The 20900-nt window shown below is 63.0% G+C and carries 15 protein-coding genes and 4 tRNA genes; 9 read left to right on the top strand and 10 right to left on the bottom strand.

Translation table 11 applies throughout. From position 1 onward, the window contains the following. Positions 1 to 65: 65 nt before the first annotated feature. From lon to PSEEN_RS08665, 10 genes are all read right to left on the bottom strand, one after another. Complete coding sequence (gene lon / locus PSEEN_RS08710; RefSeq protein WP_011533116.1) at positions 66 to 2462, bottom strand: endopeptidase La; 2397 nt, start codon at positions 2460 to 2462, stop codon at positions 66 to 68. 155 nt (positions 2463 to 2617) lie between these two features. After that, positions 2618 to 3901, bottom strand: coding sequence for an ATP-dependent Clp protease ATP-binding subunit ClpX (gene clpX / locus PSEEN_RS08705; protein ID WP_044487893.1), 1284 nt, complete (start codon positions 3899 to 3901; stop codon positions 2618 to 2620). Between the two features lie 108 nt (positions 3902 to 4009). Then, entirely contained in the window at positions 4010 to 4651 is a 642-nt protein-coding gene (clpP, locus tag PSEEN_RS08700) for an ATP-dependent Clp endopeptidase proteolytic subunit ClpP (protein WP_011533114.1), read from the bottom strand. A 90-nt stretch (positions 4652 to 4741) separates the two neighbouring features. Continuing rightward, positions 4742 to 6055 (bottom strand): trigger factor, encoded by a 1314-nt coding sequence (gene tig, locus PSEEN_RS08695; RefSeq protein WP_011533113.1) that lies wholly within the window; start codon positions 6053 to 6055, stop codon positions 4742 to 4744. A 639-nt stretch (positions 6056 to 6694) separates the two neighbouring features. Next, positions 6695 to 6994 (bottom strand): DUF6388 family protein, encoded by a 300-nt coding sequence (locus PSEEN_RS08690; protein WP_011533112.1) that lies wholly within the window; start codon positions 6992 to 6994, stop codon positions 6695 to 6697. A gap of 135 nt (positions 6995 to 7129) precedes the next feature. Further along, positions 7130 to 7909: a class I SAM-dependent methyltransferase gene (locus tag PSEEN_RS08685; RefSeq protein WP_011533111.1), complete on the bottom strand. Its 780-nt coding sequence runs from the start codon at positions 7907 to 7909 to the stop codon at positions 7130 to 7132. 313 nt (positions 7910 to 8222) lie between these two features. Beyond that, positions 8223 to 8298: transfer RNA gene (locus PSEEN_RS08680), tRNA-His, on the bottom strand. 36 nt (positions 8299 to 8334) lie between these two features. After that, a tRNA-Leu gene (locus PSEEN_RS08675) sits at positions 8335 to 8419 on the bottom strand. Positions 8420 to 8475: 56 nt separating this feature from the next. Then, positions 8476 to 8551 (bottom strand) — tRNA-His (locus tag PSEEN_RS08670). Between the two features lie 35 nt (positions 8552 to 8586). Then, positions 8587 to 8663: transfer RNA gene (locus PSEEN_RS08665), tRNA-Arg, on the bottom strand. Between the two features lie 252 nt (positions 8664 to 8915). Here PSEEN_RS08665 and folD point away from each other — a divergent pair. The 9 genes from folD (at position 8916) to PSEEN_RS08620 (ending at position 20893) form a co-directional block, all read left to right on the top strand. Further along, on the top strand, positions 8916 to 9770 hold the full coding sequence (folD, locus tag PSEEN_RS08660; RefSeq protein ID WP_011533109.1) for a bifunctional methylenetetrahydrofolate dehydrogenase/methenyltetrahydrofolate cyclohydrolase FolD: 855 nt from the start codon (positions 8916 to 8918) through the stop codon (positions 9768 to 9770). A gap of 269 nt (positions 9771 to 10039) precedes the next feature. Then, positions 10040 to 10957 (top strand): citrulline utilization hydrolase CtlX, encoded by a 918-nt coding sequence (gene ctlX / locus PSEEN_RS08655; protein ID WP_044487891.1) that lies wholly within the window; start codon positions 10040 to 10042, stop codon positions 10955 to 10957. 19 nt (positions 10958 to 10976) lie between these two features. After that, positions 10977 to 12023, top strand: coding sequence for an ornithine cyclodeaminase (locus tag PSEEN_RS08650; protein ID WP_011533107.1), 1047 nt, complete (start codon positions 10977 to 10979; stop codon positions 12021 to 12023). Positions 12024 to 12347: 324 nt separating this feature from the next. Then, the gene (locus PSEEN_RS08645) at positions 12348 to 13130 is read left to right on the top strand and encodes an ABC transporter substrate-binding protein (protein WP_011533106.1); all 783 of its coding nucleotides are present in this window, start codon (positions 12348 to 12350) and stop codon (positions 13128 to 13130) included. Positions 13131 to 13200: 70 nt separating this feature from the next. Then, positions 13201 to 13908 carry an ABC transporter permease gene (locus PSEEN_RS08640; RefSeq protein ID WP_011533105.1) on the top strand — a complete coding sequence of 236 codons (708 nt, stop codon included), beginning with the start codon at positions 13201 to 13203 and terminating at the stop codon, positions 13906 to 13908. Continuing rightward, positions 13905 to 14618, top strand: a complete 714-nt coding sequence (hisM, locus tag PSEEN_RS08635; protein ID WP_011533104.1) for a histidine ABC transporter permease HisM — start codon at positions 13905 to 13907, stop codon at positions 14616 to 14618. The genes PSEEN_RS08640 and hisM overlap by 4 nt, the downstream gene beginning before the upstream one ends. Positions 14619 to 14622: 4 nt before the next feature. Next, positions 14623 to 15441, top strand: a complete 819-nt coding sequence (locus tag PSEEN_RS08630; RefSeq protein WP_083789215.1) for an ABC transporter ATP-binding protein — start codon at positions 14623 to 14625, stop codon at positions 15439 to 15441. Between the two features lie 13 nt (positions 15442 to 15454). Beyond that, positions 15455 to 15946, top strand: a complete 492-nt coding sequence (locus PSEEN_RS08625) for an Lrp/AsnC family transcriptional regulator (protein ID WP_011533102.1) — start codon at positions 15455 to 15457, stop codon at positions 15944 to 15946. Positions 15947 to 16042: 96 nt separating this feature from the next. Further along, the gene (locus tag PSEEN_RS08620; protein ID WP_011533101.1) at positions 16043 to 20893 is read left to right on the top strand and encodes a dermonecrotic toxin domain-containing protein; all 4851 of its coding nucleotides are present in this window, start codon (positions 16043 to 16045) and stop codon (positions 20891 to 20893) included. Positions 20894 to 20900: the final 7 nt, after the last annotated feature.

Raw genomic sequence — 20900 nt, 5'->3', positions numbered from 1 at the left:
TGGCGTGCCGCTTTATAGCAAGGCCCCGAAAATGCTGTCAACCAAGCCCCCCAGCGAAATACGTACTAATGCGTGCTGATTCTTTCCTTAGCATCGCCGTCGCGCTTTTCGTCTTTCGCGACAATCTCCGGAGCCACATCCGGCAAGGGCTCCGGGGCGTATTGCAGCGCAATTTGGAGGACTTCGTCAATCCATTTGACCGGTTTGATCTGAAGATCCTGCTTGATGTTTTCCGGAATTTCCTTGAGGTCGCGAACGTTTTCCTCGGGAATGATCACCGTCTTGATCCCGCCACGGTGTGCCGCCAGTAGTTTTTCCTTTAGACCACCGATGGCCAATACCTGGCCACGCAGGGTGATTTCACCGGTCATGGCGACATCGGCACGCACAGGAATCTGAGTCAATGCAGACACCAGCGCGGTGCACATGCCGATGCCGGCGCTCGGGCCATCCTTGGGGGTGGCCCCTTCCGGCATGTGGATGTGAACGTCGCGTTTTTCATGGAAGTCTGCAGCGATCCCCAGGCTCTGGGCACGGCTGCGCACGACGGTCTGCGCGGCCGTGATCGACTCAACCATGACGTCGCCGAGCGAGCCGGTCTTGATCAACTGCCCTTTGCCCGGGATGACCACGGCCTCGATGGTCAGCAGTTCGCCACCCACCTGGGTCCAGGCCAGGCCCGTGACCTGACCGATCTGGTCTTGCTGTTCAGCCAGGCCGTAGCGGAACTTGCGCACCCCCAACAGTTGCTCGAGCTGCTCGCCGGTCACCTTGACCTTCACCTGCTTGTTGCCGGTGTGCTCCTTGACCACCTTGCGGCAGACCTTGGCGATCTGCCGCTCGAGGCCACGCACGCCGGCTTCGCGGGTGTAGAAGCGGATGATGTCGCGGATCGCCGAGACATCGACCTCCAGCTCATCCTTCTTCAGGCCATTGGCCTTGACCTGCTTGGGCACCAGGTACTTGACCGCGATGTTGATCTTCTCGTCCTCGGTGTAACCCGGCAGGCGGATGACTTCCATGCGGTCGAGCAGCGCCGGCGGAATGTTCATCGAGTTCGAGGTGCACAGGAACATCACGTCCGAGAGGTCGTAGTCGACTTCCAGGTAGTGATCGTTGAAGTTGTGGTTCTGCTCGGGGTCGAGTACCTCCAGCAGCGCAGAAGCAGGGTCACCACGCATGTCGCTGCCCATCTTGTCGATCTCGTCGAGCAGGAAGAGCGGATTGCGCACACCGACCTTGGTCATCTTCTGAATCAGACGGCCAGGCATCGAACCGATGTAGGTACGGCGATGGCCACGAATCTCGGCTTCGTCACGCACGCCACCCAGGGCCATGCGCACGAACTTGCGGTTGGTGGCGGCGGCGATCGACTCGGCCAGCGAAGTCTTGCCGACGCCGGGCGGGCCGACCAGGCACAGTACCGGGCCACGGATCTTCTTCACGCGCTTCTGTACGGCGAGATATTCGAGGATGCGCTCCTTGACCTCTTCCAGACCGTAATGGTCGGAGTCGAGAATCTCTTCGGCCTTGGCCAGGTCCAGGCGCACCTTGCTCTGGGCTTTCCATGGCACCTGCACCAGCCAGTCCAGGTACGAACGCACAACGGTGGCTTCAGCCGACATCGGCGACATCTGCTTGAGCTTGTTCAGTTCGGCCTGGGCCTTGGCCAGGGCGTCCTTGGGCAGGCCGGCGGCATCGATGCGCTTCTTCAGCTCCTCGACTTCGTTGTGACCTTCATCGCCATCACCGAGCTCCTTCTGAATGGCCTTCATCTGCTCATTCAGGTAGTACTCGCGCTGGCTGCGCTCCATCTGCTTCTTGACGCGGCCACGGATGCGCTTTTCGACCTGCAACAGGTCGATCTCGGCATCCAGCAGCGCCAGCACGTGCTCGACACGGGCCTGCAGGTCGACGATCTCGAGGATTTCCTGCTTCTGCTCGATCTTCAACGCCATGTGCGCCGACATGGTGTCGACCAGGCGCCCTGGCTCCTCGATGCTGTTGAGCGAGGACAACACTTCGGCCGGGACTTTCTTGCCCAGTTGCACATACTGCTCGAACTGCGACAGCAGGGTGCGCACGAACACCTCGGACTCGCGCTCGGCGGTCTCGGTTTCGTCGATCAGGCTGACTTCGGCACGGACGTGCCCTTCGACTTCGGTGAAGCGCTCGACCGCGCCACGCTGCTCGCCTTCGACCAGCACCTTGACGGTGCCATCAGGCAGCTTGAGCAGTTGCAGCACGGTTGCGACAGTACCGACGCGATACAGGGCGTCTTCGCCTGGATCATCGTCGGCGGGATTCTTCTGGGCCAGCAGCAGGATCTGCTTTTCGCCCGTCATCGCGGCCTCGAGGGCTTCGATGGACTTCTCACGCCCCACGAACAGCGGGATGACCATGTGCGGATAGACGACAACGTCCCGCAATGGCAAAAGAGGCAAGTCGAGGGTGGTCTTCATGATTTCGCCTCTACAGCGGCCTTGTGGCCGGAAACCGTTGGAAATGGTGCTTGGGGCTAATGTGGGGGCAGCCTTGGGAAATTACAAGCGCGGTGTCCATGAAATGCAGAAAGGGGCCCGAAGGCCCCTTTGCTGGTTGCTGCCCCCCTGCCCGATCAGGCGTCGGGGGCGGCCTTGGCTTGCGGCTCGCTGTTCTCGTAGATCAGCAGCGGCTGCGAAGTCCCTTCGATGACGCTTTCGTCGATCACCACCTTGCTGACTTCCTTCTGCGAAGGAATTTCGTACATGGTGTCGAGCAGCACGCCTTCGAGGATGGAACGCAGGCCACGGGCGCCAGTTTTGCGCTCCAGCGCCTTGCGTGCCACGGCCTTGAGCGCATCGCTGCGGAACTCGAGGTCGACGCTTTCCATCTCGAACAGCTTGGCGTATTGCTTGGTCAGCGCATTCTTCGGCTCGGTGAGAATCTGCATCAGCGCAGCCTCGTCCAGCTCGTCCAGCGTAGCCAGCACAGGCAGACGACCGACGAACTCGGGGATCAGGCCGAACTTGACGAGATCGTCCGGTTCGACTTCACGCAGCGACTCGCCAACCTTCTTGCCTTCTTCCTTGCTGCGTACTTCAGCGCTGAAACCGATGCCACCTTTGGTGGAGCGGTTCTGAATGACCTTTTCCAGGCCAGAGAAGGCGCCACCGCAGATGAACAGGATATTGCGGGTATCGACCTGCAGGAATTCCTGTTGCGGGTGCTTGCGACCACCTTGTGGTGGTACGGAAGCCACAGTGCCTTCGATCAGCTTCAACAGCGCCTGCTGCACGCCCTCACCCGAGACGTCACGGGTGATGGACGGGTTGTCCGACTTGCGCGAGATCTTGTCGATCTCGTCGATGTAGACAATGCCCATCTGGGCCTTTTCCACGTCGTAGTCGCACTTTTGCAGCAGTTTCTGAATGATGTTCTCGACATCCTCACCCACATAACCGGCTTCGGTCAGTGTTGTGGCGTCGGCAATGGTGAACGGTACGTTCAGCAGGCGCGCGAGCGTCTCGGCAAGCAACGTTTTGCCCGAGCCGGTCGGCCCGATCAGCAGGATGTTGCTTTTACCCAGTTCGACTTCGTCGCCCTTTTTGTCACGTTGGTTCAGGCGCTTGTAGTGGTTGTATACCGCTACGGCCAGGACCTTTTTCGCGCGCTCCTGACCAATGACGTACTGGTCCAGGATGCCGCTGATTTCTTTCGGCGAGGGTAATTTATGCGCGTTGCTCTCGGCCTGGGCTTCCTGCACCTCCTCACGGATGATGTCGTTGCACAGGTCGACGCACTCGTCGCAGATAAATACCGAGGGGCCGGCAATCAACTTGCGTACTTCGTGCTGGCTTTTGCCGCAGAAGGAGCAATAGAGCAATTTGCCGTTGTCCTCGCCATTACGGGTGTCAGTCATTCGATCGATCCAATCCGGTAGGCTTGAAACACAAGATGAAGGCAATCGCTGGCTTTTTCAAGTCCGCGGGCGGGCACAATCCGTGCCCGCCCGCTCTGGCGCATTGCTTCAGGATGCCAGTTGCCGCTTGTCGTAGACCGAGTCGATCAGGCCGTACTCGGCCGCGCGCGCAGCGCTCATGAAGTTGTCACGCTCGGTGTCGCGCTTGATGGTTTCCAGCGACTGGCCAGTGTGGTGGGCCAGCAGCTCGTTCAGGCGCGCCTTGATGTTGAGGATTTCCTGGGCGTGGATCTCGATGTCGGTCGCCTGGCCCTGGAAGCCACCCAGCGGCTGGTGAATCATCACCCGCGAGTTGGGCAGGCAGTGGCGCTTGCCGGCGGCACCGGCCGCCAGCAGGAAGGCGCCCATGCTGCAGGCCTGGCCGATGCAGATGGTCGAGACGTCCGGCTTGATGAACTGCATGGTGTCGTAGATCGACATGCCGGCAGTCACCGAGCCGCCCGGCGAGTTGATGTACAGATGGATATCCTTGTCCGGGTTTTCCGCCTCAAGGAACAGCAGTTGCGCCACCACCAGGTTGGCCATGTAGTCTTCTACGGGGCCGACCAGGAAGATCACCCGCTCCTTCAGAAGGCGCGAGTAGATGTCATAGGCGCGTTCGCCACGGGCGGACTGCTCGATAACCATCGGGACCAGGCCGCCTGCGGCCTGGATGTCAGAGCTCTGCTGAATATAAGAATTGCGGGACATGTCCTGCACTCACTCCCAAATAGTCATGGCTTGAATACGCACAAGCCAGCGCGAAGGCTGGCTTGTGGGGTTCCTACGAGAGAAGCCTTATCACTCAGCGGCGGCAGGTGCCTGTGCTGGCTTGACAGCTTCTTCGTACGAGACCGATTTGTCGGTCACAGTCGCTTTCTGCAGGACAGTATCTACAACTTGTTCTTCCAGTACAACCGAACGGACTTCGTTCAGTTGCTGGTCGTTCTTGTAGTACCAGGCAACGACCTGCTCAGGCTCTTGATAAGCCGAGGCCATTTCCTCGATCACCTTGCGAACTTCTGCTTCATCAGGCTTCAGCTCGAACTGCTTGACCACTTCGGCGACGATCAGGCCCAGCACGACGCGGCGCTTGGCTTGCTCTTCGAACAGTTCGGCCGGCAGCTGCTCAGGCTTGATGTTGCCACCGAACTGCTGAACAGCCTGCACGCGCAGACGGTTGACTTCGTTTTCCAGCAGGGCTTTCGGGACTTCGATCGGGTTGGCGGCCAGCAGACCGTCCATGACCTGATTCTTGACCTTGGTCTTGATGGCCTGGCGCAGTTCACGCTCCATGTTCTTGCGAACTTCGGCGCGGAAACCTTCCAGCGAAGATTCCTTGATACCGAACTGTGCGAAGAAGGCTTCGTTCAGCTCTGGCAGCACAGGCGCGGAAACGCTGTTCACGGTGATGGTGAACTCAGCGGCTTTGCCAGCCAGGTCCAGGTTCTGGTAGTCCTCTGGGAAGGTCACGTTGACCACGCGCTCTTCGCCAGCCTTGGCGCCGACCAGGCCGTCTTCGAAGCCCGGGATCATGCGGCCAGAGCCCAGCACCAGCTGAGTACCCTTGGCCGAGCCGCCGGCAAAGGCTTCACCGTCGATCTTGCCGACGAAGTCGATGTTGACCTGGTCGTCGTTCGCAGCAGCGCGCTCGACGGCCTCGAAACGGGTGTTCTGCTTGCGCAGGACTTCCAGCATGTTGTCCAGGTCGGCGTCAGCAACTTCGGCGCTCAGGCGCTCGACGTTGATCGACTCGAAACCGGCAACGGTAAATTCAGGGAAGACTTCGAAGATGGCGACGAACTCCAGGTCCTTGCCCTTCTCGAACGATTTTGGCTCGACGGCAGGGGCGCCGGCCGGGTTCAGCTTCTGCTCGACTACAGCTTCGTAGAAGGAAGCTTGGACCAGGTCACCGAAGACTTCCTGGCGAGCGTCGCCCTCGAAACGCTGGCGGATCACGCTCATCGGCACCTTGCCTGGGCGGAAGCCGGCAACCTTGGCACGACGGGCAGTCTGCTGCAGACGCTTCTCGACTTCCTTCTCGACGCGCTCGGCCGGAACGGCGATGGTCATGCGACGCTCGAGAGCGGTAGTATTTTCAACAGAAACTTGCATGGATATTCCTCGTTGCACAGACGTTAGCCGGCGATAGCCCGACTCCAGAATCAAGGGCGAACATTCTAGTGACTCATGCATCAGAAGTCACGCCACCTGGAGGGTCGGCAAACCACGCCGGTCGAATTCTTTGAAAGGCCCGCCCGCCGTGGCGTCGGGCCGTTCGACATCAGGGTCGCGCCAGCCATTCGAGGCCGTGCGATTGTAAAACCTTGCCAAACAAACTACAGCCAGCTGATATGTGGCTTTTTTTCGGGATTTCAAGGGCGCTTGCATGGAGGCTGGCGGGTGCATGCCGAAGACCTTGCAGTGCTCTTGAGATCGAGCGCCGCCCGCGCGGCGCATCGCGGATGAATCCGCTCCTACATTTTTTGCAACGTGGCCATGACCGATAGGCCATGGTTGTTCGCTTTGCTGGTACGACGCGGTCTTTCGGCTGGCGCTACCGACGCCCCGCCTGACTCACGCCTTGCGCCAGGGCTGACAACCATGGCCTCACAGGTGCGGTACGTTGCAACAGATGTAGGAGCGGATTCATCCGCGATGCGCCGCGCGGGCGGCGCTCGACCTGATGAGCGCTGCAAGACTATCGCCCCAAACCTGACCGCCTCGACGCGATACCACCGGAAAACCCCAAGATTATTCCGGATCGATCTCATTGAACTGGCAATACTCTTCCCACCCCAGCCCCAACGCCTCGGCCACCTCGCGATGGGTCTCCAGACGCATGGCCTGCAGTTGCTCCGGCGACTCGGCGATCAGCTGCAGCGCGTACTCCCAGGGCTCGACGCCCTGCTCCTGCGCCGCATCCTCGAACGCCCACTCAATCTGCTGGGCCTGCTCGCGCGCATTCAGCTCGCGAATCTCCTCGAGCAATTGCGGATTGGCTTCGGCGAAACGTTGCAACGCCAGGGCCTGGCGAGCTTCTTTGGCAATCATTGGTATTTCCCCTGCCGGCCCCAAGCCGGTATTTCAAACGGCTGAAATCTATCAGTTTTCAGACTGCCGCCACCAGAGGAAACACGACCGGACCACACAAGAAGCAACGGGGCGGTGAAACGCCCCGCGCAGATATCAGACGAAGCTGACGTTATGACGCTGGGCACCATATACCACGCGTGCCGCGGTGATCAGCTGATGCGGGATCTCGACATAAGGAACATCCGAATTTGCCAGCGCCATGTCCAGGAGCTGAACCATGACCGAGTTACGGCGCACCAGGATCACGTCGGACCAGTCGGTATTGGTCATCGCCACCGGAATGAAGTCCGAACGCTTCATGAAGCTACCCAGCGCCTCCAGCACCCCCAGGTTCTGCTTGGTGCCGTTGACGCTATGGCAGCAGTCGTTGAGCATCATCACGCCATCCGGGCCGACCAGTTCCTGGTAATACATCAGGTCGCGCAGAACGAACTCATACTGGTGACTGGCATCGACATAGACCACGTCAAACTGCTCGATACCGGTCTGCTGGCGCACCTTGTCAATGGCACCAATGGTGTCGGAGCGAATCACTGTCACATCGGACAGGTGAGCAACATTATCCAGGCACTCTTGGTAGAGCTTGTCCCAGGTAGCATCATCATGCAGCGAGCCGCCATAGTAGTACTCGTACTCGTCTACCGGAGAAACCCATGGCGGCAACTGGTCGAAGGGACTGTAGGCCTCATTGGACAACTTGCTCCAGCTGTCGATCAGCACCATGCGCTCCGGCGCCAGCGCCTCGTGCAGCTTGATGGCATTTCCCCCACGCAGAACACCCAGCTCGGCCACTACCGGGCGTTTTTCCAGCGCATTGAATACCGCCCCGAGCAGGTGGTACATGTTTTCCCGATACGCATTACAGACTTTCATGGTCTTTCCTTGTTTTCAGAGGATGGCCACGCCCATACATACCAGCGACGGACGCGCGCGCAATAACCAACCCCTAGCAAGAAACCGACCAGCTCATACTTGCCGCCTTGCAGCCCTTGCGATATCGACACTCACCGCACAGCAGCAGCCCGCTCACAGGACGCACGACGCCAGCGAAATGACGCTCGCGCCAGAATTCCGCCCCGTCGCTCAATGGCGCAGAAACGAAAAATGCCGCGTTCGGCGGCATTTTCACAGAAAACAAATACAAAAAAGGCGCCCGACCATACGATCAAGGCGCCCTTCTAAAATATGGGGTGGACGATGGGAATCGAACCCACGACAACCGGAATCACAATCCGGCGCTCTACCAACTGAGCTACGCCCACCATAATGCAATAGTGCGGTACAAACTTACAGAAACATGGTGCGGACGAAGAGACTCGAACTCTTACAGCTTGCGCCGCTGGAACCTAAATCCAGTGTGTCTACCAATTTCACCACGTCCGCATGAAACTCAAAAACAAAGGCGCCGGATCATTCAATCAAGGCGCCCCTGCAGAATCTGGGGTGGACGATGGGAATCGAACCCACGACAACCGGAATCACAATCCGGCGCTCTACCAACTGAGCTACGCCCACCATATTGCGGTACTGCTTACTTGCCCAGGCCTTAATGGCGCACCCGGCAGGACTCGAACCTGCGACCATCCGCTTAGAAGGCGGATGCTCTATCCAGCTGAGCTACGGGCGCTTAAGCTTACAGTCAAGCCGAACAAACCAACTGCTTATTCTGCCCGACCTTGCCAACCCGTGCCAGGCAGTGCCCGACAAGTGCGGCGAATCTTATAGACGCCCCCGCAGGGCGTCAACATTTTTCTCAAAAAAATATAATTTATTGAAGGGCTTAGGGAATTTGCCCGACCATCCGCCTTTGCCCTCGGGCCGTCTCGTGAGAGAATGCCGCCTTCTTCATGTTCCCTTCTCGATGGTTAATCACGCGTCTATGACTGCACACCTTATCGATGGCAAGGCGATCGCCGCCAACCTGCGCCAGCAGATCGCCCAACGTGTCGCCGAGCGCCGCCAGCAGGGCCTGCGCACGCCAGGCCTGGCGGTGATCCTGGTCGGCACCGATCCGGCCTCCCAAGTCTATGTCTCGCACAAGCGCAAGGACTGCGAAGAAGTCGGCTTCATCTCGCAAGCGTTCGACCTGCCCAGCGATACCACGCAGCAAGCCCTGACCGACCTGATCGACCGCCTCAACGACGACCCGGCCGTCGATGGCATCCTGCTGCAGCTGCCGCTGCCGGCACACCTGGATGCCTCGCTGCTGCTCGAGCGCATCCGCCCGGATAAAGACGTCGACGGCTTCCACCCGTACAACATCGGTCGCCTGGCCCAGCGCATCCCGCTGCTGCGCCCCTGCACCCCGAAAGGCATCATGACCCTGCTGGAAAGCACCGGCCAAGACCTGTACGGGATGAACGCGGTGATCGTCGGCGCCTCGAACATCGTCGGCCGCCCCATGGCCATGGAGCTGCTGCTGGCCGGCTGCACCGTCACCGTCTGCCACCGTTTCACCAAGGACCTGGCCGGCCATGTCGGCCGCGCCGACCTGGTAGTGGTCGCCGCCGGCAAGCCGGGCCTGGTCAAGGGTGAGTGGGTCAAGGAAGGCGCCATCGTCATCGACGTCGGCATCAACCGCCAGGAAGACGGCAAGCTGGTGGGCGACGTGGTCTACGAGACCGCCCTGCCCCGCGCTGGCTGGATTACGCCGGTGCCGGGCGGCGTGGGCCCGATGACCCGGGCGTGCCTGCTGGAGAACACCCTGTATGCCGCTGAAGAGCTGCATAAGTAAGCTGTTCCGGCAATAAATGAAACGGCGCCCTTCGAGGCGCCGTTTCTGTTTGCACGCCTGCCTTTCTGGCGAAAAAGAACACCATGGCGCATGGCACCGGCTGCACCGGTGTTCGCCGGCAAGGCCGGCTCCTACGAGGTGACAGCCGATTCGGCTGGCTGGCGCCCCATTTCAGCTGGTTCCGGCTGCCACTCGTTCACGCTTCAGCCGGGATCTTTCACCGATCCCCCCGACAATGGTCACACAGCCCACCTGTGGATGCGTGCCCAATGCAAACAACAAATACCGTCCTCATGATTCGCCCCGCGCGGTTCACCTTCAACCCGGACACCGCGCTCAACAACCGCTTCCAGCAAGCCCCCCTGGACCCGGCGACCGCCAGCGAGAAGGCCCTGGAGGAATTCGACGGCTACGTCGAAACCCTGCGCCGGCACGGTGTCGAGGTGCTGGTGGTGCAGGATACGCCTGAGCCGCACACCCCCGATTCGATCTTCCCCAACAACTGGTGGAGCAGCCATGCCGATGGCAGCCTGGTGCTCTACCCGATGGAAGGCCACAACCGTCGCCTGGAGCGCGACAAGGGTGCGTTGCGCGTACTGGAGGAGCGTTTTGCCATCCAGCGCACCGTCGACCTGAGCCCGCTGGAACAGCAGAATCTGTTCCTCGAAGGCACCGGCAGCATGGTGCTCGACCGCGAGCACCGCATCAGCTACGCCTGCCACTCCGGCCGCACCCACGAACATGCCCTGCGCCAGTTCGCCGAACAGCTTGACTACCGCCTGTGCCTGTTCCACGCCGTCGACCGCCAGCACGCGCCCATCTACCACAGCAACGTAATGATGAACGTCGGCCGCCAGCTCGCCGCGGTTTGCCTCGACGCCCTGCCCCACGCCACGGAACGCCGCACCCTCGAACATTCGCTGCGCGATACCGGCAAGCAGGTGCTGACGCTGGACTTCGACCAGTTGGAGAACTTCGCCGGCAACATGCTCGAAGTCCACGACCGTGACGGTCGCTCGCTGCTGGTGATGTCACGCAGCGCCTGGCGCTCGCTGGCCCCGCGGCAACGCCGCCAGGTGGAGCAGCACAGCCACCCCGTGGTGGTGAATATCGACCATATCGAACGCATCGGTGGCGGCAGCGCGCGCTGCATGCTCGCCGAAGTCCACCTGCCCTCGCGCCACTGACTTGAAAAGGAGCCTCATCATGACCCGCTATATCGACGTGCAAGACCTCGCCCATTTGGTCAACCGCAAGGGCCTGCCCACCTGCCTTGAGGAGATGGCCGAGTACATCCGCCAGGACTACCTGCGCTGGCACGCCTTCGAGAAGTGCGCGCGCCTGGCCAACCATTCGCCCGACGGGGTGATCGAGCTGATGCCAGTGTCCGACGCCAATCTGTATGCCTTCAAGTACGTCAATGGCCACCCGAAGAACACCCACAACGGCCTGCTCACGGTGATGGCCTTCGGCGCCCTGGGCGACGTCGACACCGGTGCGCCGGTACTGCTCAGCGAGATGACCCTGACCACCGCGATCCGCACCGCCGCGACCTCGGCCCTGGCCGCCCGCTACCTGGCGCGCCCGGGCAGCAAGCGCATGGCACTGATCGGCAACGGCTCGCAAAGCGAGTTCCAGGCGATCGCCTTCCACACGATGCTGGGCATCGAGGAGATCCGCCTGTTCGACATCGACCGTGCGGCGAGTGAAAAACTTGCCGCCAACCTGGCTGGCTATCCCGCCCTCACGCTGACCATTGCCAACAGCGTGGCCGAAGCGGTCCGCGACGCCGACATCGTCACCACGGTGACCGCCGACAAGGCCTACGCCACCATTCTCACCCCAGAGATGATCGAGCCAGGCATGCACCTCAATGCGGTCGGCGGCGACTGCCCGGGCAAGACCGAGCTGCACCGCGACATCGTCGAGCGTGCGCGGGTGATCGTCGAGTACGAGCCGCAGAGCCGTATCGAAGGTGAGATCCAGCAGATGCCAAGCGACTCGCCGACCACCGAGTTCTGGCAGGTGGTCGAAGGCCGCGCGGCGGGCCGCGAAAACGCCGAGCAGGTGACCCTGTTCGACTCGGTCGGGTTTGCCCTGGAGGACTACTCGGCGCTGCGTTATGTGCTGGATGTGGCCAGGGCCCTGGATATCGGGCACGACATCGCGCTGGTGCCGGAGCTTGAGAACCCGAAAGATCTGTTTGCCTTGCTGCGGCCCGCCGCGGCCCGGGTCAAGGCCAGCGCAGCCTGATTGCCCCTTGTAGGAGCGGTTTCAGCCGCGATGCAGACGCCGCGGTGCCTGGCACCCGCTTCGCGGGTGATCGCGGCTAAAGCCGCTCCTACAGGGCGCGCTCGACGCGCGGAATCCGCTGTCGCACTTCCATAAATCTTTGTCGAAACAGCCGATTCCGCTGCCGCGAGGGACCTAACAGCCGATTCCGGCACCCGACGCGCTAGCAAACGACACAAAAAACCGGTCTATCTCGCGCATCCTGAGCCCGACCCATGAGTCACCGACGGACCTACACGCGGTAATCGCCCTACTACCAATAACAACACCCAGGGACCCAAGACCATGCTCTCCATGCGAAAACGCCTCGGCGTGCTGCTGTTCTCGCTGTGTGCCACCACCGTTTCCCAGGCCAAGGAGTGGACCGAGATTCGCTTCGGCGTCTACCCCGAATACCCCCCCTTCGAATCGGTTGCCGCCGATGGCAGCCTGCAAGGCTTCGACATCGAACTGGGCAATGCCATCTGCACCAAGCTGCAGGTCAAGTGCACCTGGGTGCACAACGAGTTCGACGGCATGATCCCCGCCCTGCGGGCGCGCAAGTTCGACGCCATCATGTCGTCGATGGCGGTCACCCCGGCGCGGCTGAAACAGATCGACTTCACCAACAAGCTGTTCCTCAGCCCGACCTCAGTGATCGTGCGCAGGTCGGCCGAATTCGGCGACTCCGTCGAATCGCTCAAGGGCAAGCAGGTCGGTGTGCTGCAGGGTTCGCTGCAAGAGGCCTACGCTCGTGCCGTGCTGGCGCCGCTGGGCGCGCAGGTCAAGGCTTACCAGGCCCAGGACCAGAACTACGCCGACCTGATGAACGGGCGCCTCGACGCCACCGTCACCGACAAGCTCGAAGCCCAGCTCAACTTCCTCTCCAAGCCTGAAGGCGCCGACTTCAAGAGCGGCCCGGCGATCAAGGACCCGACCCTGCCGCTGGACATCGCCATGGGCCTGCGCAAGACCGACCCGGAGCTCAAGGCCCTGCTCGACAAGGGCATCGCCCTGATCCATGCCGATGGCACCTACGCCGAGATCCAGAAGAAATACGTCGGCGACCTGGACATCTACAACGAGTGACCTGGCAGGCTGCCCGCTTCCCTGTGGGAGCGGGCTTGCCCCGCGATAGCCTCCCCGCGAGATTCCGCCCATGCACGATTTCCTCTCAAGCGGCCTGCAAGGCTTCGGCCCGCTGCTGGCCCAAGGCACCTGGATGACGATCAAGCTGGCCTTGTTGTCGCTGGCCCTGAGCCTGTTGCTCGGGCTGATCGGCGCCAGCGCCAAGTTGTCCCGCTCCCCCCTGCTGCGCCTCCCGGCCACTCTCTACACCACGCTGATCCGCAGCGTCCCCGACCTGGTGCTGATCCTGCTGATCTTCTACAGCATGCAGATCTGGCTAAACGACTTGACCGAGGCGCTGGGCTGGGACTACGTGGAAATCGACCCGTTCGGCGCCGGGGTGATCACCCTCGGCTTTATCTATGGCGCCTATTTCACCGAGAACTTCCGTGGCGCCATCCTCAGCGTGCCGGCCGGCCAGCTGGAGGCGGCCACCGCCTATGGCCTGAGCCGCGCCCAGCGCTTTCGCCTGGTGCTGTTCCCGCAACTGATGCGCTTCGCCCTGCCGGGGCTGGGCAACAACTGGCTGGTACTGCTCAAGTCCACCGCACTGGTGTCGATCATCGGCCTGGCCGACCTGGTCAAGGCCGCGCAGAACGCCGGCAAGACCACCAACGACGTGCTGTTCTTCCTGAGTCTGGCCGGGCTGGTCTACCTGCTCATCACCACCCTCTCCAACCGCCTGTTCAAGCACCTTGAGCGGCGCTACAACATCGGCATCAAGGAGCTGGCGCGATGATCGAACTCCTTCAGGAATACGGCCAGGCCTACCTGTACAGCGACGGCAACGGGCTGTCGGGGCTGGCCATGACCCTCTGGCTGTTCGTCGCCAGCATGGTCCTGGGCCTGGCGCTTTCGCTACCCCTGGCACTGGCCCGGGCGTCGCGCAACGCCTGGCTGCGCCTACCAGTGCAGCTGTACACCTTCGTGTTCCGCGGCACACCGCTCTATATCCAGCTGCTGATCTGCTACACCGGACTGTACAGCCTGCAGGTGGTACGCGAGCATGCCCTGCTCGACCAGTTCTTTCGCAACGCGCTCAACTGCACGTTGCTGGCGTTCGTACTCAACACCTGCGCCTACACCGTGGAGATCTTCGCCGGGGCCATCCGCAACCTGCCGGCCGGTGAACTGGAAGCGGCCCAGGCCTATGGCCTGAGGGGCTGGAAGCTCAACCTGTTCCTGGTGCTGCCAGCCGCCCTGCGCCGTTCGCTGCCGGCCTACAGCAACGAACTGATCCTGATGCTGCACGCCACCTCGCTGGCCTTCACCGCCACCGTCGCCGACATCCTCAAGGTGGCCCGCGACGCCAACGCCGCGACCTTCCTGACCTTCCAGGCCTTTGGCGTGGCCGCCCTGCTGTACATGCTGCTGTCCTTCGCCCTGGTCGGCCTGTTCCGACTGGCCGAGCGCCGCTGGATGCGCTTCCTTGTCCCTGCCCGAGGCTGATTTCATGACTGCTACCGCATTGCCACTCAATACCTTCGAACAGGCCCCCGCAGCGCGCGCCCACGCCGGCGCCATCAAGCTCAGCGTCGAGGGCCTGCACAAGCACTATGGCGAACACCAGGTGCTCAAGGGCGTCTCGCTACAGGCGCGCAAAGGCGACGTGATCAGCCTGATCGGCGCCAGCGGCTCGGGCAAGAGCACCTTCTTGCGCTGCATCAACTTCCTCGAACAACCCGACGCCGGCAGCATCACCCTGGACGGCCAAACCCTGGAAATTCACCCCGGTACCCGCACCCCGCCACCGGCCCAGTTGCAGAACCTGCGCACGCGCCTGGCCATGGTGTTCCAACACTTCAACCTGTGGAGCCACCTCACGGTGCTGGAGAACATCTGCCTGGCGCCGCGCAAGGTGCTGGGCGTCAGCGCCAGCGAAGCCGAAGCCCGTGCCCGCAAATACCTGGACAAGGTCGGCCTGCCGGCGCGCGCCGCCGAGCAGTACCCGGCGTTCCTCTCTGGTGGTCAGCAACAACGCGTGGCCATTGCCCGGGCGCTGGCCATGGAACCGGAGATCATCCTCTTCGACGAGCCCACCTCGGCCCTGGACCCTGAGCTGGTCGGCGAAGTGCTCAAGGTGATACAGACGCTCGCCGAGGAAGGACGTACCATGCTCATGGTCACCCATGAAATGGGGTTCGCCCGCCAGGTGTCGAGCCAGGTGCTGTTCCTGCACCAGGGCCTGGTCGAAGAGCACGGCAGCGCCGAGATCCTCGACCGGCCACAGAGCGAGCGCCTGCGGCAGTTCCTCTCCAACCGCCTCAAGTGAAGTCACGCCGTATATGGATACCAAGGCCACTAGCACCGCAGTCGCACCACTGGATCGCATCGATGAAGCCATCATCGACGTGCTGCGCCACCAAGGAAGGATCACCTATGAGAAGCTCTCCACCCTCGTGCACCTGACGCCCAGGCCCTGCCTGGAACGGGTGCGCAAGCTGGAACGGCGCGGCGTTATCCGCGGCTACGGGGCGATCATCGACCTGCAGCAGGTCTCGCCCGGCCTGTCGTTGCTGGTGCTGGTGGCGCTGTCCAACCAGAGTGGACGCTCCGCGCAGAAGGCCTTCGAAGCCACCGTGCGGGCCTGCCCGCAGGTGTACGAATGCCAGCTGATCAGCGGCCACTTCGACTACAGCCTGCGCATGCGCTGCCGCGACATGGAGCATTACCGGGTACTGACCGAGACCTGGATGAACAACGACGAGCTGCACATCGACAAGCTGGTCGCCCACCCGGAACTGGCGGCGGTCAAGAGCACCGCGCCCCAGGCCTGAACCACCGCGCCGCCCGCCGGGGGCTATCTATGTAACCCGGCTGGGTGGCGGCGCACCGCTAGGCTCGCTGCTCCTGTACTACATGAAACAGCAGCGATGACCCACTCCCCGCTTTCCCCCCACCTTGCCTTCATTCACCAGCGCCTGCCCACCTGGTTGACGCAGACATCGACGCCCCAGCGGCAAACCCTTGAACGACGCATTCGCCGCAGCCACGCCGCCAGTCGTCGGGTAGCCGAGACGCTGGCGCCGCTCGAGGATATCGAGGCCTTCTGCCGCCCCTTGCTAGAACAGGCCCTGGGCGACTGGTTTGCGGATACCACGCTGCCTGCGGTCGACCAGGGACGGGTGCTGCAGAGCGACAACGACCATTCCTGGCTGGAGGCGGCGCTGCAGAACTTCGACAGCGGCGCCCGGCCGACCCTGCTTGACGCTGCCGGTGCCACCCAGCGCTCCACCGTGGATGTCGACACCTTCGTCAAAGGCGTGCGCAACCTCGACCTGGGCCAACGCTACCGGGACCACCTGGCCGACCAGATCGACACGGACGCCTTTCGCGAGCAGTTGCGCCAGCATGACCACGCCGCGTTCGCCGCGGCCCTGAGCCTGGCCCATCTGCAGGGCCGAGTGAAAACACTGGGTGCCTCGCTTGGCGAAACGGTAGTGTCCGGCATGGACGACGCGGCACGGCGCGAACTGCACTGCAGCTTCCTCAGCCTGTTCGGCATCCCCTTGAACGGTCCGATGCTGATCCACCTCGACCCGTCCCGAAAGGTCGATATCTGCCTGCTTTACCTGCCCGGCCATCCCAGCAGCCCCCTGCGCCAGTACGACTCCCAGCCGGCAGCGGTCGCGGCGCTCACCGAGCGGTTGTGGAAGGCTCGGGAACGGCAGTTCTTCACCCGTTATGTCGACTTGGCCAGCCAGCCGCGCTTTGCCGCGCAGCTCCGCGCCATCCTTTATCCACGCTACCCGTATGCCCAGATGCAGCCCAGCCCACCGGTGCTGGAAAAGCACGAGACCTTCAGCTGGATCAAGCGTGCGTTTCCCTCGCCCAAGGATATCTGGCAGGAAACCCTCGACAAGAATGCACGGCTGCGTTTCACCGTCACCCCATGGGCCAAGGATGCCTTTGTCGAACGCGCCCGCACCCAGGTCGAGCGACGCCTGCAGGACGCAGCGTCACTGGTGGTGCCGACCGCGCAGCGCGATGCACTGGCGCAGCTGGCGCGCATCGAGGGCTGGCTGGGGGTCGGCCTTACAGTACTCAATGTGGCGGGCTTTTTCCTGCCAGGCCTGGGCGAGCTGATGCTGGTGGTCGGCGGTGCGCAACTGGTCGATGAATTCCTCGAGGGCGTGCACAGCGCCAATGAAGGTGATGCCGACGCAGCCATCCACCAGCTGTTCGATGTCTTCGAGAACTTGGTGCAGTTCGCCGCCCTCGGCACCGCAGCGCGCTTCAGTGAGCCGGTGGATGTCCTGCAGGGCTGGCACCAAGTGGGCAGCCCCGGCCAGGAACGTCTGTGGCATGGCGGGCTGGCGCCATTCGCCCGGGCACGCCCCTGGCCCGAGGGACACACTGTCGGCAGCAAGGGGCTATACGACTGGCAGGGACAGCAGTGGCTGGAACGGGATGCATTGGCGCTGCCGCTGGAGCAGGCCGATGGCGGCACCTTGCACCTGGCTGCCGCCGAAGGGCATCGCCACCGGCCCAGCCTGCTGGGGGACGGCCAGGGCCGTTGGCTGCTCGAACAGGATCGCCCGCTGGCCTGGCCACAGGACAAGTTGCTGCGCCACCTCGGCCCTCTTGGTGCCGGCCTCGAACCCGCCGCGCTGGACCGCGCGCTGATCGCCAGCGGCTACGACGCCAACAGGCTGCGCCAGACGCTGGCGAACCACCACCCGCTACCCGCGCTCCTCATCGACACCCTGGAGGCGCTCGGCGCCCACTCAGTGAGCGGCGCCACGCCCGAGCCCGCGCTGGCGAACGCCATCACCCGTGTGTTCCCCACCCTCAGCCGCCCGGTCCGAGCGGAAATCCTCACCCAGGCGGCCCCACGCGACCTGAACCAACTGCAACGTACCGGCCGGCTGCCACTTCGCATGGCCGAAAGCGCCCGCCTGTACGTACGAGAGAGCCGCATCAGCAAAGCGCTGGCCCGCTTTCACCAGACATCGGGCAGCGCGGCTGACCGCGATGCGCTGGCGCTGGGCGCGCTGCAACGTCTGCCCGGCTGGACCGGCGAGGTACGAATCGAAATCCGCGAAGCACGCCTGGGCGGGCCACTGCAGGCCGCCGCCGGCAAACCCGGGCAACCTGCCAAGGTGTTGGCGCGCACAAGCCGCGGATATACCGCCTACGACGAGCACGGTCTTGAGCTGGCGGGTGACAGCGACCTGTTCCGCGCTCTGCTCCAGGCACTGCCAGACAGTGAGCGCGACGCCCTGGGGGTACGGATAGGCGAGGCCGGGAACCTGCGCGACAAACTGTTCGAACAGGCTGCCGGCGACCGTCGCCGGGCCGCGTCCGATCTTGGCATGGCGCCGGTGCGTCCCCTATACCGCCTACCGTCCCTCCTCCCTGGCGAGCGCCGGCTCGGTTATCGCCTGAGCGGTGGTGCCCGGGGCTGGGTGAGCGACGATGATCTGTTCAACCAGCTGTTCCCGCCCACGCCCACCGATGACCGGGAAATGCTGCGCCTGCGCCTGCGCTACCAGGCCGGAGACCAACCCGGCGCATTTGGTCGCCTGCTGACGCGGATGCGCGCCGATTACCGACTGCTCGACTTCGAACTGCAACGCTGGGTGCACGACCCCGAAGGCGTGAGCGTCGCTGGGCTGGAGCAACGGCGCACCGCCCGCCAGGCCCTGGCCCAGCGCCTGCGCAGCGCCTGGCGCCGGGAGCCCACGGGAGACCCTTCCAGCAGCATCGATCACGTGAGTTTGCTGATGGAGGTGCATCAACTGGACTCCCTGCCCAGGATCCCGGTGAGGTTGCCCCATGTGCGCCAGCTTGCCATCAATGGCCTGAGCGATCCGCACGCCGTGGGCCTGGAGCCTTTGCTCAGGGCATTCCCCGGCGTGCGTCATCTGGACCTGGCACAAAACGCCCTCAATCGCCTGCCCGCCACCCTGGCCGATCTCAACGAGCTGCAATCACTCGACCTGTCGGAGAACAACATCGACCTGGACGATACAGGCAGCCTGGCCGTGATTGGCCAGATGCCACACCTGCGCCGGCTCAATCTCACCGAAGGCGTGCAGGACCTCTCGATCTCGGCACTGGAGGGACTGGCTCGGCTACCGGCACTAAGCTGGTTCCAGGCGGACTCGAACGAGCTGGCGCTTGGTGCCGAGCATTTCCAGGTGCTGCAACGTTGGCCGGCACTGCGGGGGATCAGTCTGGGCCACAACGCCATCGTGCTGGATGAAGCTGGCAGGGCGGCGTTGGCAAGGCTCAGTCACCTTGAAGCACTGTTGCTGCAGGAAAACCCATTGTCACTCGCGCCCGATGTGACTGGCTGGAGCGCGCTGCAGCAGTTGGACCTGGAAAGCACCGGTATCAGCCAATGGCCCGAGGGCCTGACGGCGCTGATGAACCAACGCCCCCTGGCCCTGCGTCAGTTCGACCTGAGCAACAATACCCTGACCGAGGCTCCCGACCTGCGCGACAGCGCCTTTGCCCGCTCGGTTCGGGACGATGTCCCGGACATCGCCTACTCGCTCAACGACAACCCGTTCAGCGAAGCGGCGCGCCTACGCCTGGAGGACGCAGGCCTGCAAACCACCGCGCCTGGCCGTGGGCCCATCGAGTGGTCGAGCGGCTGGCCGGCGGAGCTGCAGATCCACCTCTCCGACACAGCGGAGGATCCACAATGGCAAGCGCTGTACGAGCTGTTCGACCGCCTCATGTACAGTGCCGACTACCAGCGCAGCGCCGATGCCATGCGTAACCGCATGCAACAGGTGGTCCGCGTCCTGGCCGGCGACCTGGAAACCATGCAGGCCTCCAGCTGGGGACGGGCACAACTGCAACAGCAGATCGACGACCTGCTCAGGGACGCCGGGCAACAATGCGTCGACCAGGCCAGCCTGCTGTTCCAGCAGGTCGAAACCGATGTCCAGGTGTGGCAGGCGGTCAACCACGCCATGCCTGGCATGACCGACGAGGCCGTCGCCGTGGAGGCGGCGGGCAGCCTGTATCGCCAGCGCCTTCTGGATGCACGGGTGGCCGACCTGTACCAGGCCCGCGTGGCCCGCCGCCGCTTTCTGGCGCAGGCGACGGACGACCTGCAACGCCAGGCCGCGCCGCCTCGCCATCCGGATGACGATATCGCGGATAGCGCGTTGACCGAACCTGATTACCTGCTCGATGAACTGGAGATCGCCCTGCACGCACGCATGCAATTGCGTGGACGCCTGCGCCTGCCGGCGCAACCCGGCGAAATCCGCTTCGCCTATCTGGCACGCCTGAGCGAAGCGACACTGCAGCGGCTCGCCGCAGGGGTAGAAGGGGATTTCGATGCCCCACGCCTGGGCCAGTGGGCCGTGGCGCAGCCCTTCTGGCAGGCCTGGCTGCGGCGCCTTTCACCACAGGACTTCGAATCCCTCGCGCGCACGTGGGAAGGCGCCTCGGAATACTTCGACGCCTTGGGCAGCGCAGGCGGGCTCGAAGGCAACTACACCGGCCCGCCCGTGCCTGACGGCTTCATCAACGCCCTGCAACGTGAAATGACAGACGTCCCGGGTTTGGCCTGGCGCAGGCACGGTATCACGCAAAGGTACGATTTGACCGCGGCCCGCTTCGCCCACCATGCCCCCACCCTGCTTGAGCGGGTCGGTGGCGTGCTGCTGCGAGCGCGACAAGACACCGAGACAGCGCTGCTGGAAACGCTGACCAACACATTGGTCAATGCCCATGTCCAGGCAGGAGAGTCGCCAACCTGACGGGAAC

This window comes from Pseudomonas entomophila L48, from assembly GCF_000026105.1.
GTDB classification, from domain to species: domain Bacteria; phylum Pseudomonadota; class Gammaproteobacteria; order Pseudomonadales; family Pseudomonadaceae; genus Aquipseudomonas; species Aquipseudomonas entomophila.
This window is presented reverse-complemented; position numbering and strand designations above follow the sequence as displayed.